Source organism: Bradyrhizobium sp. USDA 4502, assembly GCF_054063355.1.
Genome location: NZ_JBSSGF010000001.1, coordinates 862,984 through 877,328, shown reverse-complemented (window position 1 = coordinate 877,328; position 14,345 = coordinate 862,984). Strand labels below are relative to the sequence as shown.

Sequence of the window (14,345 nt, the reverse complement as noted above, 5' to 3'; positions counted from 1 at the left end):
CCGGGATGGACGGGCAAGGCATGCGCGTCGCGGAGCGCAACGAAGCCGCGTGCGAACCATGGGACAACAAGGCCGCCGAGGCGTTGGTCTCGCTCGAGACGATCGCCCCGCTCCACTATCGCAGCCGCTTCGGCGACGGCAATCTCAACGGCCGTTCCTACGGCGGCCAGATTCTTGGCCAGGCCATGATGGCCGCAACGCTCAGCGCGCCCGAAGATCGCCCGGCGGCGATGCTGCAGCTCTTGTTCCTGCGCGGCGCCGATCCTGTCAGGCGCATTACGTTTGACGCGGAGGTTCTGCAGGACGGCAAGCGATTCTCCTCCCGCCATATCGTCGGCACGCAAGGCGACGGGCGTACCGTGCTCAGCGCGCAGGCCACATTCTGCACGCCGCAGCCGGGCCCGCGGCACGCGGTGCCGTTCGCACGATCGGAGGATCCCGAAAGCCTGCCAGATCTGAGCATGATCCCCGACGCGCTGATGGCGCAGTTGCGGCCGCTCGGCCCATATTCCCAGCACATCAAGCCCAGCATGGATTTCCGCATTCCGGAGATCGAACGCCAGCTCTCGGCCACGACGGCAGGGCCATGTCTGCGCTTCTGGATCAGATGCCGGCAGCCGCTCGCCGCCGGTTCCCGCGCCCAGGCCGCGGTGTTCGCCTATCTCTCAGACTGGTGGCTCAACTTCTCCAGCGTCGGCGGCCATCTCGGCGATCTGCAGTCGCGCGCGCCACTCTATCTGTCGAGCCTCAACCATTGCATCTGGTTTCATCGCGTATTTTCGCCTGACGCCTGGATGCATGTCGAAACCGAGAGCCCATGCGCGGATGGCGGCCGCGGGCAGTCGATCGCGCGCGTCCACGACCGTGACGGCGCGATGCTCGCCACCGCGATCCAAGAGACGCTGATGGTCCATCCAGAGGGCGATGCGTAGACGCCACGACGGTTGAGCTGATGCCGCGATCGCGGCTTAGTTGCAGTGCCGAGCTACGGCAAGTTCCACCCGGTGTTGAATCCTGGCAACACCGGCCAACAAAATGAACAAACGTTCAGCTTAGCTCGATCGCGACCACGACTGTGCCGCATCCCTGTCAAATCCTGCCTGCGGGTGGCGCAACAAAAACACTTTGGGGAAAACCTACATGCAGCAGGCACCGCTGGCCGCACGGAGTGCGGAATCGTCTGGATATGTTCTCTACTTCCAGCTCGCCAGCAACGGCACGAGGCGCGCGTGCAGTCTGACGATCCAGGCGGAAAGCGCCAACGAGGCGGCGCGGATCTTTCGCGAGAACTGGGGCACGATCGAATCCATGGCCCGCGACGGCGTGAGCACGGGAGTGGTCGGCAAGACGCCGGTCAGCCTAGCGTTGTCGTGAGGCGCATCGCGCGGCCTACGGCAAACCGTACACCTGAGATGTGACAGGACGACGGCTGCAGCCTTAGGCGACGATCGCACGGCCATTTGACGCGCAGACGCGACAAGCAGGTCACGAGGTTCAGGGCTCGCGCACACGCGCGAGCCCTGTCGTGTCTTAGAATGATTCAAATCTATTCCGGTTAGAGAGATTCAAGTCTGCTCCGGTTCTTTTCGCGCACGCCGACTGCTAGAGGCGCGCCGTGAACGAGTTCGCGTGAATCGGAAGTCCAAGAGTGCCTGTGAATGCTGAGTGCCGGGTTGTCGGCGACCGTCGAAATGCCGCCGACAAGGGCCGCACCCATCTGCTGATCGGCGCAGCATTTTTGCTAGCCGATGTCTCCTCAGCGGTGACGCCAGCAAACGCCCAATCGAGCGTCCCGCTGCCGCCGGTCACGGTCGACCAGCCGACGCAGAAGCGCAAGCCGGCAGCATCTGCGGCAAAGCCGGCACAGCGAACGCAGGCGGCCGCCGCGGCCCGGCAGCGCAGCCGGAATGCCCGACCGGCGCCACCGACACCGTCGGAGCGCGCGGCCACTGCCGCAGCAGAGTTGAACGAAGCCAAGCTCCACTATCGCGCGATGCCAAGCTCGACCACGCTGCGCAGCGGCGCCTCGCCGCTCGACACCTCGCAGACGGTCAACGTCGTGCCCGAGCAGGTGTTGAAGGATCAGCTGCCGCGCAACCTCGACGATGCGCTGGCCAATGTCAGCGGCGTCACCCAGGCCAACACGCTGGCCGGCACCCAGGATGCGGTGATGCGCCGCGGCTTCGGCGACAACCGCGACGGCTCGATCATGCGCAACGGCATGCCGCTGGTGCAGGGCCGCAGCCTCAACGCATCCGTCGAGAGCGTCGAGGTGCTGAAGGGCCCGGCCTCGCTGCTCTACGGCATCATGGATCCCGGCGGCATCGTCAACACGATCAGCAAGCGCCCCGAGCTCTATCAGCACGGCTCGGTGACCCTGCTCGGCTCGACCTACGCCAACGACAAGAGCGGCGCCGACGGCACCATCGACATCACCGGCCCGATCGGCGATCGCGGTCTCGCCTATCGCTTCATCGGCTATGGCGTGAGCGAGGACTATTGGCGCAATTTCGGCCGCCACCGCGAAATGCTGGTGGCGCCGTCGCTGGCCTGGTACGGCGAGAACACCACCGTCCAGCTCAATTACGAGCACCGCGAATTCATCACGCCGTTCGACCGCGGCACCGCGTTCGATTCCGTGACCAAGGCACCGCTGGCGATCCCCGCGACGCGCCGACTCGACGAGCCCTTCAACAACATGTGGGGAACCTCCGACCTGATGCAGGCCTCGGTCGAGCATCGCCTGAACCAGGACTGGAAGCTGTTCGCGGCCTACAGCTACAACACCGAGACCTTCAGCGCCAACCAGCTCCGCATCACCGGCATCAACGCCAAGACCGGCGTCGAGACCCGCAGCAACGACGGCACCTGGGGCTCGCTCAGCAATGCGAGCTACGGCACCTCCTATCTGCAGGGCAATGTCTGGCTCGGCGGTTTCCGCAACGAGGTGCTGTTCGGCGGCGACGGCCAGTACCGCACGATCTACCGCGACAATCTGATCCGGCAGGCGACGCCGAGCTTCAATTTCTATAATCCGGTGTATGGGCTGATCACGCCGGGCACCACGGTGTCGGCGGCCGACAGCGCCCAGACCGACAAGCTCGGCCAGTGGTCGCTGTTCTTCCAGGACACGTTGCACCTGACCGAGCGCTTCGCGCTGGTCGGCGGCGTGCGCTACCTGGATTACGACCAGCTCGCCGGCAAGGGCCGCCCGTTCATCACCAATACCAATGTCTCGGCCGACAAGGTGCTGCCGCTCGGCGGCGCCATCTTCAAGCTCACCGACCAGGTCTCGCTTTATGCGAGCTACACGCAATCGCTGAAACCCACCTCGACCATCGCGCCGCTTACCGGCGGCGGCGTGATCGGCTCCAACATCGCGCCCGAAGAGGGCACCCAATGGGAGACCGGCGTCAAGTTCGACTTCAACAAACAGATCTCCGGCACGCTTGCGCTCTACGACATCGACAAGAAGAACGTGTTGGTTTCGCAGCTCAACGCCACGACTGGTATCGTCGAGTACCGTACGGCGGGCAAGGTTCGCTCGCGTGGCGTCGAACTCGACGTCACCGGCAGGCTATCAGACAATTGGAGCATGATCGGCAGCTATGGCTATACCGACGCACGCGTAACCGAGGACCCGACGCTCGCCGGCAAGGCCCTGCAGAACGTCGCGCTGAACACCGCATCGCTCTACCTCGTCTATGATTTCGGCACCACCCTGCCCGGCCGGCTTCGCCTCGGCGGCGGCGCGCGCTATGTCGGCGACCGGCCGGGCGATGCGGCGAACAGCTTCGTGCTGCCAGCCTACACGGTCGCGGACGTGTTTGCGACCTACGAGACCAAGGTCCAGTCGTTCCCGCGGTCATCTACCAGTTCAACGTCAAGAACCTGTTCGACACGGTCTACTACCCTTCGGCCAACAGCATCCTGACGGTCGCGATGGGCGACGCGCGGCGCTTCTCGCTCTCGGCGACGGTGAAATTCTGATGAGTGACGTTCGGCGCCCGATCAAGGCTGCACTGCTGCAGGTCCATTCCCTGGGTGGCCTCGTGCTGGCGCTGCTGTGGGCCGTGGTCGGCCTCACCGGCGCGACAATGGCCTTTGAGGATGAGATCGAGGCCAGCCTGAACAGTCAGATGATGCGCGTCGAGGCCAGCGCGACCCCGCGGCTCACGCCGGACGAGTTGATCGCGCGGCTGGCGGCGGCGGGCGATTTCGGCAAGGTCTCGGCCGTGACGATGTCGAGCGATCCGTCGGCCGCGGCCCGCATCCGTTTCGCTCGCAGCGAGGGCGGCACGCGGCCGTCCTCGGTCTATGTCGACCCCTATGATGGGCACGTGCTCGGCTCGCCGCGCGGCGAGGACTTTTTCGCAACCGTCCGCAAGCTGCATCGCTGGCTGCTGTTGCCGGGCGACGGCAATGGCATCGGCCGCAAGATCACCGGCTCGGCCGCGATCTGCCTGATCGTGATGCTGATCACCGGCCTCGTGCTGCGCTGGCCGCGTCGTGCGCGCAGCGTAAAGATGTGGCTGAAGCCGAATCTGGGACTGCGCGGCCGCGGCCTGCATCGCTCGCTGCACGCCGTGATCGGGACCTGGGTGCTGCCGGTCTATCTGGTGATGACGCTGACCGGCCTGTGGTATTCGTTCGAGTGGTACAAGGCCGGCGCCAACTGGCTGTTCGCGCGGCCTCAGGCCGCGGCGAACGCGACGCAGCCCAAACCGCCGCGCGGCGGCGCGGCTGCCGAGAGCAAGGGTGAAGCCAAGACCGAAGCGAAGGCCGAGGCAAAGCCGCTTGCCTTCGATCACGTCTGGTCGACGTTCCTGCAGCAGGAGAACAACAGTTACGGAAGGGTCCTCCTGACCATGCCGGCCGGCGCGGGCACGGCCGTGCGCGTGCGGTCATGGCCGCGGGACTCGTCGCGCGAGGCCGTGCGTGACGAATTCCGTATCGATGCCCTCACCGGCCGCGTCATCTCATCGGATCGCTACGCCGACAAGACGTTTGGCGAACGCGTCCTCGCCAGCGTGCTCGACTTCCACCGCGGCGCCATCCTGGGATGGCCCGGCAAGCTCGCCTTCATGCTGGCCGCCGCCATGATGCCGCTATTCGCCGTGACCGGCCTGCTGCTTTATCTGTCCCGTCGCAGGCACCGGCGGCTCGCGCGGCAGCCGGTCGGCCACCTCGTTCCGGGCGAATGAAGCCGTTCTATCAATTTGTCGCTCAGCCGAAATCGCACGCCGCGAGCCGGGCACGTAACTCGGCGTCCGTTTCGGCCGCGAGCTCAAGCAATCCACGATAGGGATCGCCCGATATCCCGAGCACGGTAGCGAACGCAGGCTCGGTCTTGAGACCGCCCGCCCTCAATTCCCTGACGGCTCGCCGCAGCCCTCCATCATCAAGCGCAAGCAGCCGCCGTTCGACCTCGAAATGGATCCAGCCTCGTTGTTGCTCCACCGGACGCAGATCACCGAACAGTTCGAACGGCCAGCCGTCGCACACAAAGCGGGCAATCACCGGCCGCGTCCCCGAGGTCCATCGGAAGAGGACGAAATCATCGCACGCTTGATAGTGAGCCCAAATGATGTCCGCGAATGCGTTCGGATCGGACGCATGGCAGACGATATCGATGTCGCTGCCGGGCACGGTAAGGCCGAGCGGCAGCGTTCCGACGATACGAGGGTCGAACGGCTTCAGCAGCTCCATCACAGCGGAGCTGGTGACGGCGGATGCGTAGTGCCCGACACTCATCGCGTGGCATGCCCTCAAGATCGCAGCGACGCATTACCACACGCGCGTAGAACGTGCGAACCTCTGCAAGTGGGCGGGCTTGAGGGGATCGTGGCCAAAAACGTTACGGGGCGATCTCGACCGCGTCACCGTGGTCGAAAATCGCCCCGCCCGCCGGCGGACAGGCCAGGCTGCTCGCGCGCCAGACCGTCCAGCCGATAGTCGAATGATCTGTTCGATCGATTAGCCGAACTGGTTCATCGTGTTGTGGGCGCCGCCCGCCTTGAGGGCAGCCTCACCGGCGAAGTACTCCTTGTGATCGTCGCCGATGTCGGAGCCCGCCATGTTCTGATGCTTGGCGCAGGCGATGCCCTGGCGGATCTCCGCGCGCTGCACGTTCTTGACGTAGCCAAGCATGCCCTGCTCGCCGAAATACTCCTTCGCGAGATTGTCGGTCGACAGCGCCGCCGTGTGATAGGTCGGCAACGTGATCAAATGGTGGAAGATGCCGGCGCGCTTGGCCGAATCCGCCTGGAAGGTACGGATGCGCTCGTCGGCTTCGATCGCCAGCGGCGTCTCGTCGTATTCCGGCTTCATCAGCTCGGCACGGTTGTACTTGCTGACATCCTTGCCGGCTTCCTTCATCGCGTCATAGACCTGCCAACGGAAGTTGATCGTCCAGTTGAACGACGGCGAGTTGTTGTACGCCAGCTTCGCGTTCGGAATGACCTTGCGGATGCGATCGACCATCGAGGCGATCTGCTCGATATGCGGCTTCTCGGTCTCGATCCACAGCAGGTCGGCGCCGTTCTGCAGCGAGGTGATGCAGTCGAGCACGCAGCGATCCGCACCGGTGCCGGGACGGAACTGGTAGAGGTTGCTGGGCAGACGCTTCGGACGCATCATCTTGCCGTTCTGGTTGATGATGACGTCGCCGTTGCGCGCATTGGCCGCCGTCACTTCCTCGCAGTCGAGGAAGCTGTTGTACTGATCGCCGAGGTCGCCGGGCTTATGGCTCACGGCGATCTGCTGGGTCAGGCCGGCGCCGAGCGAGTCGGTACGGGTCACGATGATGCCGTCTTCGACGCCGAGCTCGAGGAACGCATGGCGGCAGGCGCGGATCTTCGCGATGAACACCTCGTGCGGCACGGTCACCTTGCCGTCCTGGTGGCCGCACTGCTTCTCGTCGGAGACCTGGTTCTCGATCTGCAGGGCGCAGGCGCCCGCCTCGATCATCTTCTTGGCGAGCAGATAGGTCGCCTCGGCATTGCCGAAGCCGGCGTCGATGTCGGCGATAACCGGCACGACGTGGGTCTGGAAGTTGTCGATCTTCTCGATCAGCGCCTTTTCCTTGGCCTTGTCGCCTTCCTTGCGGGCCGCATCGAGCGCGCGGAAGATATCGTTCAGCTCACGCGAATCCGCCTGACGCAGGAAGGTGTAGAGCTCCTCGATCAGGGCCGGCACCGAGGTCTTCTCGTGCATCGACTGGTCGGGCAGCGGGCCGAACTCGGAGCGCAGCGCCGCGATCATCCAGCCGGAAAGATACAGATAGCGGCGGTCGGTATTGCCGAAGTGCTTCTTGACCGAGATCAGCTTCTGCTGGGCGATGAAGCCGTGCCAGCAGCCGAGCGACTGGGTGTACTTGGTGCTGTCGGCATCATAGGCGGCCATGTCGGCGCGCATCAGCGCAGCCGTGTAACGGGCGACATCCAGACCGGTCTTGAAGCGGTTCTGCAGGCGCATCCGCGCCACGGCTTCGGCGGTGACGCCGTTCCAGGTGTCCTTGCCCTTGAGCAGCGCTTCGGCCGCCTCGATCTCGCTCTGATACGAAGCCGGTCCCTGGATGGCCCGGTCGCTGATCCCGCGCGGTTGGAAGTTCATGTCCGTGATCCCTTCGGTGACGAAATAACTGCACCGTTTGTGACGCGCGGCGTCATCGGGAGCTAGACCTGGCGCGGAAAACTTGTCATAACTTACAAGAAACCGATGTATTGTTGTAAGAATCTTACAAACCTTGGATAAGGCGATGGTAACCTCAAGCGCCCGTTCCGTTTTCATGGGCCCACGACTGCGCCGGCTGCGGCGCGACCTCGGGCTGACCCAGGCCGACATGGCCGCCGATCTCGAAATCTCGGCCCCCTATGTGGCGCTGCTGGAACGCAATCAGCGCCCGGTGACGGCCGACATGCTGCTGCGGCTTGCCCGCACCTACAAGATCGATCTGGCTGATCTCGCTGGCGATGGCGGTGCCGATCACACCGCCCGCATGCAGTCCGTCTTGAAGGAGCCGATGTTTGCCGACATCGACATCCCCGCGCTTGAGGTCAGCGACCTCGCGGTCAGCTATCCCGGAATGACCGAGGCCTTCCTGCGCCTCTACACCGCCTATCGCGAAGAGCAGCTGGCGCTTGCGGAGCGCAGGGCTCCGGACATGGCGATCGCTTCACCGGGCCAGGAGAACTTTGACGCCAACGATCCCGTTGCGGAGGTCCGACGTTTTCTCGCCGCGCGCCGCAACAATTTTGCCAGCCTCGACGATGCCGCCGAGCGGCTCGTCCACGAACCTGCCGGGCCCGCCGGATTTATCGAGCGGCTTCGGGAGCGACATAAACTCCAGGTCCGCTATCTGCCGCCGAACGTCATGCTGGGTTCGATCAGGCGACTGGACCTTCATCGCAGACAATTGCTGCTCGAGGACTCGCTCGATACCGCGGGCCTCAATTTTCAGCTGGCCAAGCAACTTGCCTATCTGGAACTGGAGGGCGAGATCGGCGCCGCCGTGGAAGCCGGCAAGTTCACGACCAAAAGCGCCGAGCTGCTGGCGCGCCGTGCGCTTGCGGCCTACGCCGCCGCCGCACTCATCATGCCGTATTCGGTGTTCGCGAAAGCGGTCGAGGCCCGCCGCTACGATCTGGAGGCGCTGGCGCGTCAATTCGGCACCAGCTTCGAGCAGGTCGCGCACCGCGTCACGACCCTGCAACGGCCGGGTCTCGAAAAGGTCCCGTTCTTCCTGATCCGGGTCGATCCGGCCGGCAACATTTCCAAGCTGCTTGACGGCGCCGGCTTCCCGTTTGCAAAGCACGGCGGTGCATGTCCGCTATGGTCAGTGCACGACATCTTCAAGACGCCGCGCCAGATCGTCACCCAATGGCTGGAACTGCCCGACGGACAGCGGTTCTTTTCGATCGCCCGCACCGTGACCGCCGGCGGCGGCGCGTTCGGCGCCATCCGCGTCGAGCGGGCGATCGCGATCGGCTGCGCCGCCGAACATGCGGGCCAGTTGATCTACACGCGCGACGGACAGGGACCGAATGCCGACGAGCCGACGCCGATCGGCGTCGCATGCCGGGTCTGCCATCGGCCGAGATGCGCGGCGCGGTCGGCGCCGCCGATCGGACGCGAGATTCTTCCGGACGATTTCAGGACCTCGAGCGTGCCGTTCGGCTTCTCGGCGGATTGACGAAGTCGATCACCCCTGCGGCCGGTTCGCGTCGTACAGCACCCGCACGCGGATCGTGCCGTCAATGGCTTTCAAATCGGCCAGCAGTCCCTCGCCCTCGCCGCCGACCACGTCGGTCTCGAGCACGACATAGCCGACTTCCGGATCGGTCTGCAGATATTGCGCCAGGATGTTGATCCCGTGCCGGGAGACCGCGTCGTTGACCTGGCGCATGACGCCGGGAACGTTGCGATGAACATGGATGAAACGGGTGCCGGTCGGTCGCGCCGGCAATTGCACCTGCGGAAAATTGACCGCGCCGAAGGTCGATCCGACATCGGAATAGTCGATCAGCTTGCGTGCAACTTCGCCGCCGATGCGATCCTGCGCTTCTTCCGTCGAACCGCCGACATGCGGCGTGAGGATGACGTTGGGGAGACCCTGCAGCGGGGAGACAAAGCGCGCCTCGTTCGACACCGGCTCGACCGGAAACACGTCGACCGCGGCACCCGCCAGCCGGCCCTCACGCAGGGCGCTCGCCAGCGCATCGAGATCGACCACGGTGCCGCGCGAGTTGTTGATCAGATAGGCCTCAGGCTTCATCAGCTGGAGCTGGGCGGCGCCAATCATGTTGGCGGTGGCCGGCGTCTCCGGGACATGCAGCGATACGACGTCGCTTGCTGCGAGCAACGCGTCGAGCGATTCGGCGGGCTCGGTATTGCCATGGCGGAGCTTGTCGGTCTGATCAAAATAGATCACCCGCATGCCCATGGCTTCGGCGAGGTTCGACAGCTGCGAGCCGATGTTGCCGTAGCCGACGATGCCGAGCGTCTTGCCGCGCACCTCGCGGCTGCCTTCGGCGGACTTGTCCCAGCCGCCGGCATGCGCGGAGACCGAACGCGGAAATATCCGGCGGAACAGCATCACGATCTCGGCGATGGTCAGCTCCGCCACGCTGCGGGTGTTGGAGTATGGCGCGTTGAAGACGGGAATCCCTAGCTTTCGCGCGGCGTCGAGATCCACTTGATTGGTGCCGACCGAAAAGCAGCCGACAACGAGCAATCGGTCGGCGACCTCCAGGATGTCCGCGGTCAACTGGGTCCGCGAGCGAATTCCCAACATATGGATGCCCGACAGCGCCTGCCTGAGTTCTTTGGGTCCTAGCGCCTTGGGCAGACGTTGCAGCTCGGTATAGCCGTTCGCCTCGAACATCCGGACCGCGGATTCGTTCACGCCCTCCAGCAGCAGCACGCGTATTTTGGTCTTGGGAAGCGACAACATCATCGAGATCCGGATTCGTAAGGTTCGGGCAGATCCTGCCACGAGCGCAGTTTCGACGGATCGCGTGATAGCATAGAAAACGGTCGCGTCAGAAGCCGCCGTGGGCTGCCCGCTCTGCGATTCCCGATGAAGCCTCTCGATCCGCGCATCCAGGCGCGGAGCGGGAACCCGTTCAGTCAAAGATCCTGGCCAATTCGCCGGCAGAAGCCGCGTTTGCGGCTCCTGGGGCGCTCGAACGCCTGCTCCGGCTCACGGGCCGGAGCTCCATTCGTGCTCAGCGCGGCGCCGAGGGCTATTGTCTGCAGCGGCGGGTTCGCTTCCTCCCCGTTCCGGCGCCGCAAGCCTGCGGCAGTCTCACTGGCAGGGATACCGCCGGCCGTCCTTTGCCTGGAACGTATTCGACGCCGGATCGTAGGAGCGATAGCGCTGGGCGCAGGACGCCGCGTGCTGCTGGGCGGCGGCAGCTTCCTGCTGCGCGGCGGCGTTGGCTGCGCCGGCCGCGATGACGCCGCCGATGAGGCCACCGACCAGTCCGCCGACGGCAGCGCCGCCGCCATTGTCATAGCACTGCCCGTAACGGCACCAGACCTTCTCGGTCAACGACGGCACTGCCGCCGCAACGCCGGTACCGTGCTGCAACGGAGCCGAAATGGCGGAGGCCGAAAACACCACGGCACCGGTGGTCGCCATCAAAACAACTTTCACAAAGCGAGCCCTACTCATCATATCTCCTGCTTCATTGCTGTGGGCGCAGGCCGGCACCTGCGTCCCGATTCCCTCGACTTGGATGAACTCGTCTGGTTCCGGACCGGACGACACCCGGACACGCGCGGCCGGTTACAATTCGCGCGTCAGCCTGCTTCACAGATGGGCGAAGTTCATTGGCCGGCCGCGTTCACGACGCGGCAGAGGTTATCGCCGACACCTGGCGCCAACTGTCCCGGCGGCAAGCTGAAGGTCGCATCGACGCGACTACCCTTGCCGTCCTTGCGGACGACGACTTGCAGCGTTTGTGGGCGGCCGGATCCGGTGGTCTCCTGCTGGGTGGTCAGCGTGCCGAGTTTCTTGTCGACGTTCACGCCGACAAAGCCCTCCGCCAGAACGGCGCGGGACACCTTGTCGAGGGCGGCACCGGGATTGACCGACGGAAAGATCATCCAGGTCTTGTGCGTCATGCCCGTTACCATCGGAACGCCGGTGCTCTGGACGTGATCTGCGCAACCATCGGCCAGCGCAGGCATGGACGAAAGAACTGTAAGCGCGAGTACGCAAGTAATCCTTGTAAGCATGCTTTCATAACCCGTTTGAGTTGGTCGTGACGATTTAGGCCAAATGGGCTACGAGTCCATGGACGACGTCGCATTCCGGATGGAGGCGTTCGGATTGTGGCTAGAACAGTCGATCGCGCATGCTGTGCATCCGCTGCTGCTCTCGAACGTTGGCGAGGCGGATTGAATCGGAACTGTCGCGCGATGCCGGCGGGCGGATGAGATCAAATGTCAGCTTTCGCGGCTCGATTGCGCGACCTGGATATTCTGTTCGCTATTCGGATATTGAAGAAATTGTGAGAAAGGGCACGCGACCCGAAATCACCAAAGCTGTGCTAGTGTGGTGATGCGGTCTATGCGTGTGGCGGACGCCCTGAACAGCGGAAAACCGGTCTGATGGATCGGGCAATCCGCGAAACAGCAATCATCCGATGGTTGGGATTTGATGGTCGAAGACGTACTCGCTGCACCTCCCACGCGATCGGGATCTTCGTTCGAAGAACTCCTTGAAATGCTCCACCCTCACGGGATCAATGCGCATTCCTCGCCGCGGCCTGACGAATCGTTTCGCTGGCATGCGGACATAGCCATCGGCGCGGAACTTGACGTCGTGCGGGCCGATCTGTCGGCCGGTTGGGATTGGCGCTATTCTTACGAGAATTCCGCCGGAGAACTCGCAATAAGCCTGCTGAATGCCGGCCAGGCCGAAATGCTCATCGCAGGAAAGAGCATCCAGCGGACCCCCTCCGAGATCGCCATCGTCCCCCTTCCGACGATGCAAGCGCAGCGGGTCGAAGCGGTCGATGGACGATACTCAAGCGTCACGCTCACCTTGCATACGGGCGTAGTTGCCAAGGTGCTGTCTGCGACGTTCGGGAGCACGGCGCTGGAAGATCTCAACCTGACGCCGATCGTCGACTTGTCGACCGGCGTTGGACAGACCCTTCTTCAGCTTGTCCGCACGAGCACCACCGGCTTGTATGACGGGATCCTGGTACGCTCTCCGAAAGCCAGTGCGCTGCTATCCGAAGCAGCGATACAGCTCATCCTTGAGAACGTTCCTCATCGGCTGACCGACCGGTTGAGCCGCCACCCGCTGGATGCGCCGCCGCGCTACATTCGCCGTGCGGTCGAGTATATGCGGGCCAATCCGCATCTGCCGCTGACGATATCGGATATTGCCGCAACGGTTGGGGTCAGCAGCCGGTTGCTGCAATTGGGCTTTCGTAAAATCCACGGCACGACGCCGGTCGCCTATCTGCGACAAATTCGGCTGGAGGCCATCCACGACGAACTGTCGCGACCGGAGAACATGCTCCCGATCAGCGAAGTCGCGCTGAAGTGGGGTTTTACGCATATGGGCCGTTTCGCTGCGGTGTACCGCTCGGCCTTCGGCCTGTATCCGTCCGATACGGTCCGGCGCGCGCGAGGTTTCTTAAGCTAGGCAGGCGGTTGTCGAGCCAGGCTGCGGCGGATCAGCAAATAGCCGTCCCAGACGCCTTGTCGAACAAGTGCGTTCGCTCAAGATCGAGCGCGACGTCGATGACATGATCCGGTTCCGCGGCGACGCCGACCGGCATTTGCGCCGTGAACGCGAATGGGCCGACGGTCCCGATCACCAGAGTGTGCGGCCCGAGCGGCTCCACGTCTTTCACAAGGATTCGGACGGAAGAGCCTGTCGATGCGTCTTGCCGCAACACATGGTCGGGCCGGACGCCGAGCACCACGGGCTTGCCGACGCTGCCGGCATAGGCCGCCTCGCGTGACTTCGGCACTCTCAACGCAGTGCCCGACGGCTCGGTGAAAATGAGCGCGCCGTCGCGGGCGACGAGCTCGCCATGGATGAAATTCATGCTGGGCGCGCCCATGAAGCCGGCGACGAAGAGATTGCTGGGCTTCTCGTAGATCGTGATCGGATCGGCCGCTTGCTCGATGCGGCCGCGGTTCATCACCACGACGCGGTCGGCCATGGTCATGGCTTCGACCTGGTCGTGGGTGACATAGACGATCGTCTTGGCGAGACGGCGGTGCAGCGCCTTGATCTCGGTCCGCATCTCGATGCGGAGCTTGGCGTCGAGATTGGACAATGGCTCGTCGAACAGAAACACATCCGGGCTGCGCACGATGGCGCGGCCGATCGCCACGCGCTGGCGCTGCCCGCCCGAGAGCTGTTTGGGCCGGCGCTGCAGATATTGTTCGAGGTCAAGCACGCGCGCCACGTCGCTGACGGCCTTCTCGATGCTGGCGCGCGATTCGCCCCGCACCTTCATGCCGTAGCCGATGTTCTCTCCGACCGTCATATGCGGATAGAGCGCGTAGTTCTGGAACACCATCGCGCAATTGCGCAAGCCAGGACGCAATTGCGTCACGTCGCGATTGCCGATGCGGATGGTTCCGCTCGTCACCGCCTCCAGTCCTGCGATCATGCGCAACGTCGTCGTCTTGCCGCAGCCGGACGGGCCGACAAGCACGACAAACTCCTCGTCGGCCACGTTGAGGTCGAGCCCTTCAATGATCTTGTAGGGCCCGTATGCCTTGCTGACATTCTCGATCTCGACGTGCGCCATGGATTCCTTTTCCGTCCCTTCATCGACGGCAAGTAAAGTCCCGGACGATGCTCGCGC

Annotated in this window: 11 protein-coding genes and 1 pseudogene; 6 read left to right on the top strand and 6 right to left on the bottom strand. The window is 64.0% G+C overall.

All coding sequences use genetic code 11. The features are described from left to right. Positions 1 to 5: 5 nt before the first annotated feature. The 4 genes and pseudogenes from ACVW1B_RS03910 (at position 6) to ACVW1B_RS03895 (ending at position 5,204) form a co-directional block, all read left to right on the top strand. Positions 6 to 932, top strand: coding sequence for an acyl-CoA thioesterase (locus ACVW1B_RS03910; protein WP_456821179.1), 927 nt, complete (start codon positions 6 to 8; stop codon positions 930 to 932). 208 nt (positions 933 to 1,140) lie between these two features. Then, positions 1,141 to 1,374: a hypothetical protein gene (locus tag ACVW1B_RS03905; RefSeq protein WP_159109512.1), complete on the top strand. Its 234-nt coding sequence runs from the start codon at positions 1,141 to 1,143 to the stop codon at positions 1,372 to 1,374. Positions 1,375 to 1,654: 280 nt separating this feature from the next. Beyond that, positions 1,655 to 3,990 (top strand): annotated as a pseudogene (locus ACVW1B_RS03900) (TonB-dependent siderophore receptor). After that, complete coding sequence (locus tag ACVW1B_RS03895) at positions 3,990 to 5,204, top strand: PepSY-associated TM helix domain-containing protein (RefSeq protein WP_456821178.1); 1,215 nt, start codon at positions 3,990 to 3,992, stop codon at positions 5,202 to 5,204. Before ACVW1B_RS03900 ends, ACVW1B_RS03895 begins: the two are co-directional and overlap by 1 nt. 22 nt (positions 5,205 to 5,226) lie before the next feature. On the opposite strand, the gene ACVW1B_RS03890 is transcribed toward ACVW1B_RS03895, so the two are convergent. Both ACVW1B_RS03890 and ACVW1B_RS03885 read right to left on the bottom strand, forming a co-directional pair. Next, complete coding sequence (locus ACVW1B_RS03890) at positions 5,227 to 5,754, bottom strand: DUF4269 domain-containing protein (protein ID WP_456821177.1); 528 nt, start codon at positions 5,752 to 5,754, stop codon at positions 5,227 to 5,229. Positions 5,755 to 5,976: 222 nt separating this feature from the next. Next, complete coding sequence (locus tag ACVW1B_RS03885; protein ID WP_253603281.1) at positions 5,977 to 7,614, bottom strand: isocitrate lyase; 1,638 nt, start codon at positions 7,612 to 7,614, stop codon at positions 5,977 to 5,979. Positions 7,615 to 7,759: 145 nt separating this feature from the next. Here ACVW1B_RS03885 and ACVW1B_RS03880 point away from each other — a divergent pair, with 145 nt between their 5' ends. Beyond that, positions 7,760 to 9,193: a helix-turn-helix domain-containing protein gene (locus ACVW1B_RS03880; protein ID WP_253603283.1), complete on the top strand. Its 1,434-nt coding sequence runs from the start codon at positions 7,760 to 7,762 to the stop codon at positions 9,191 to 9,193. A gap of 9 nt (positions 9,194 to 9,202) precedes the next feature. On the opposite strand, the gene serA is transcribed toward ACVW1B_RS03880, so the two are convergent. From serA to ACVW1B_RS03865, 3 genes are all read right to left on the bottom strand, one after another. After that, positions 9,203 to 10,456 carry a phosphoglycerate dehydrogenase gene (gene serA, locus ACVW1B_RS03875; RefSeq protein WP_456821176.1) on the bottom strand — a complete coding sequence of 418 codons (1,254 nt, stop codon included), beginning with the start codon at positions 10,454 to 10,456 and terminating at the stop codon, positions 9,203 to 9,205. A gap of 351 nt (positions 10,457 to 10,807) precedes the next feature. Then, entirely contained in the window at positions 10,808 to 11,176 is a 369-nt protein-coding gene (locus ACVW1B_RS03870; RefSeq protein ID WP_253635995.1) for a BA14K family protein, read from the bottom strand. A gap of 155 nt (positions 11,177 to 11,331) precedes the next feature. After that, entirely contained in the window at positions 11,332 to 11,628 is a 297-nt protein-coding gene (locus ACVW1B_RS03865) for a hypothetical protein (protein ID WP_244435956.1), read from the bottom strand. A 538-nt stretch (positions 11,629 to 12,166) separates the two neighbouring features. On the opposite strand from ACVW1B_RS03865, the gene ACVW1B_RS03860 reads away from it, so the two are divergent. Beyond that, a complete protein-coding gene (locus ACVW1B_RS03860) occupies positions 12,167 to 13,165 on the top strand; it encodes a helix-turn-helix transcriptional regulator (RefSeq protein ID WP_253603288.1) in 999 nt (332 codons plus the stop codon). Positions 13,166 to 13,196: 31 nt separating this feature from the next. Here ACVW1B_RS03860 and ACVW1B_RS03855 read toward each other — a convergent pair whose 3' ends face one another. Then, positions 13,197 to 14,288, bottom strand: a complete 1,092-nt coding sequence (locus tag ACVW1B_RS03855; RefSeq protein ID WP_253603290.1) for an ABC transporter ATP-binding protein — start codon at positions 14,286 to 14,288, stop codon at positions 13,197 to 13,199. Between the last annotated feature and the right edge of the window lie 57 nt (positions 14,289 to 14,345).

What these genes read in the sequence shown, in the direction of transcription:
- ACVW1B_RS03910 (WP_456821179.1), top strand. Translation starts at nt 6, where the DNA reads ATGGACGGGCAAGGCATGCGCGTCGCGGAGCGCAACGAAGCCGCGTGC.
- ACVW1B_RS03905 (WP_159109512.1), top strand. Translation starts at nt 1,141, where the DNA reads ATGCAGCAGGCACCGCTGGCCGCACGGAGTGCGGAATCGTCTGGATAT.
- ACVW1B_RS03895 (WP_456821178.1), top strand. Translation starts at nt 3,990, where the DNA reads ATGAGTGACGTTCGGCGCCCGATCAAGGCTGCACTGCTGCAGGTCCAT.
- ACVW1B_RS03890 (WP_456821177.1), bottom strand. Translation starts at nt 5,754, where the DNA reads ATGAGTGTCGGGCACTACGCATCCGCCGTCACCAGCTCCGCTGTGATG.
- ACVW1B_RS03885 (WP_253603281.1), bottom strand. Translation starts at nt 7,614, where the DNA reads ATGAACTTCCAACCGCGCGGGATCAGCGACCGGGCCATCCAGGGACCG.
- ACVW1B_RS03880 (WP_253603283.1), top strand. Translation starts at nt 7,760, where the DNA reads ATGGTAACCTCAAGCGCCCGTTCCGTTTTCATGGGCCCACGACTGCGC.
- serA (WP_456821176.1), bottom strand. Translation starts at nt 10,456, where the DNA reads ATGATGTTGTCGCTTCCCAAGACCAAAATACGCGTGCTGCTGCTGGAG.
- ACVW1B_RS03870 (WP_253635995.1), bottom strand. Translation starts at nt 11,176, where the DNA reads ATGAGTAGGGCTCGCTTTGTGAAAGTTGTTTTGATGGCGACCACCGGT.
- ACVW1B_RS03865 (WP_244435956.1), bottom strand. Translation starts at nt 11,628, where the DNA reads ATGACGCACAAGACCTGGATGATCTTTCCGTCGGTCAATCCCGGTGCC.
- ACVW1B_RS03860 (WP_253603288.1), top strand. Translation starts at nt 12,167, where the DNA reads ATGGTCGAAGACGTACTCGCTGCACCTCCCACGCGATCGGGATCTTCG.
- ACVW1B_RS03855 (WP_253603290.1), bottom strand. Translation starts at nt 14,288, where the DNA reads ATGGCGCACGTCGAGATCGAGAATGTCAGCAAGGCATACGGGCCCTAC.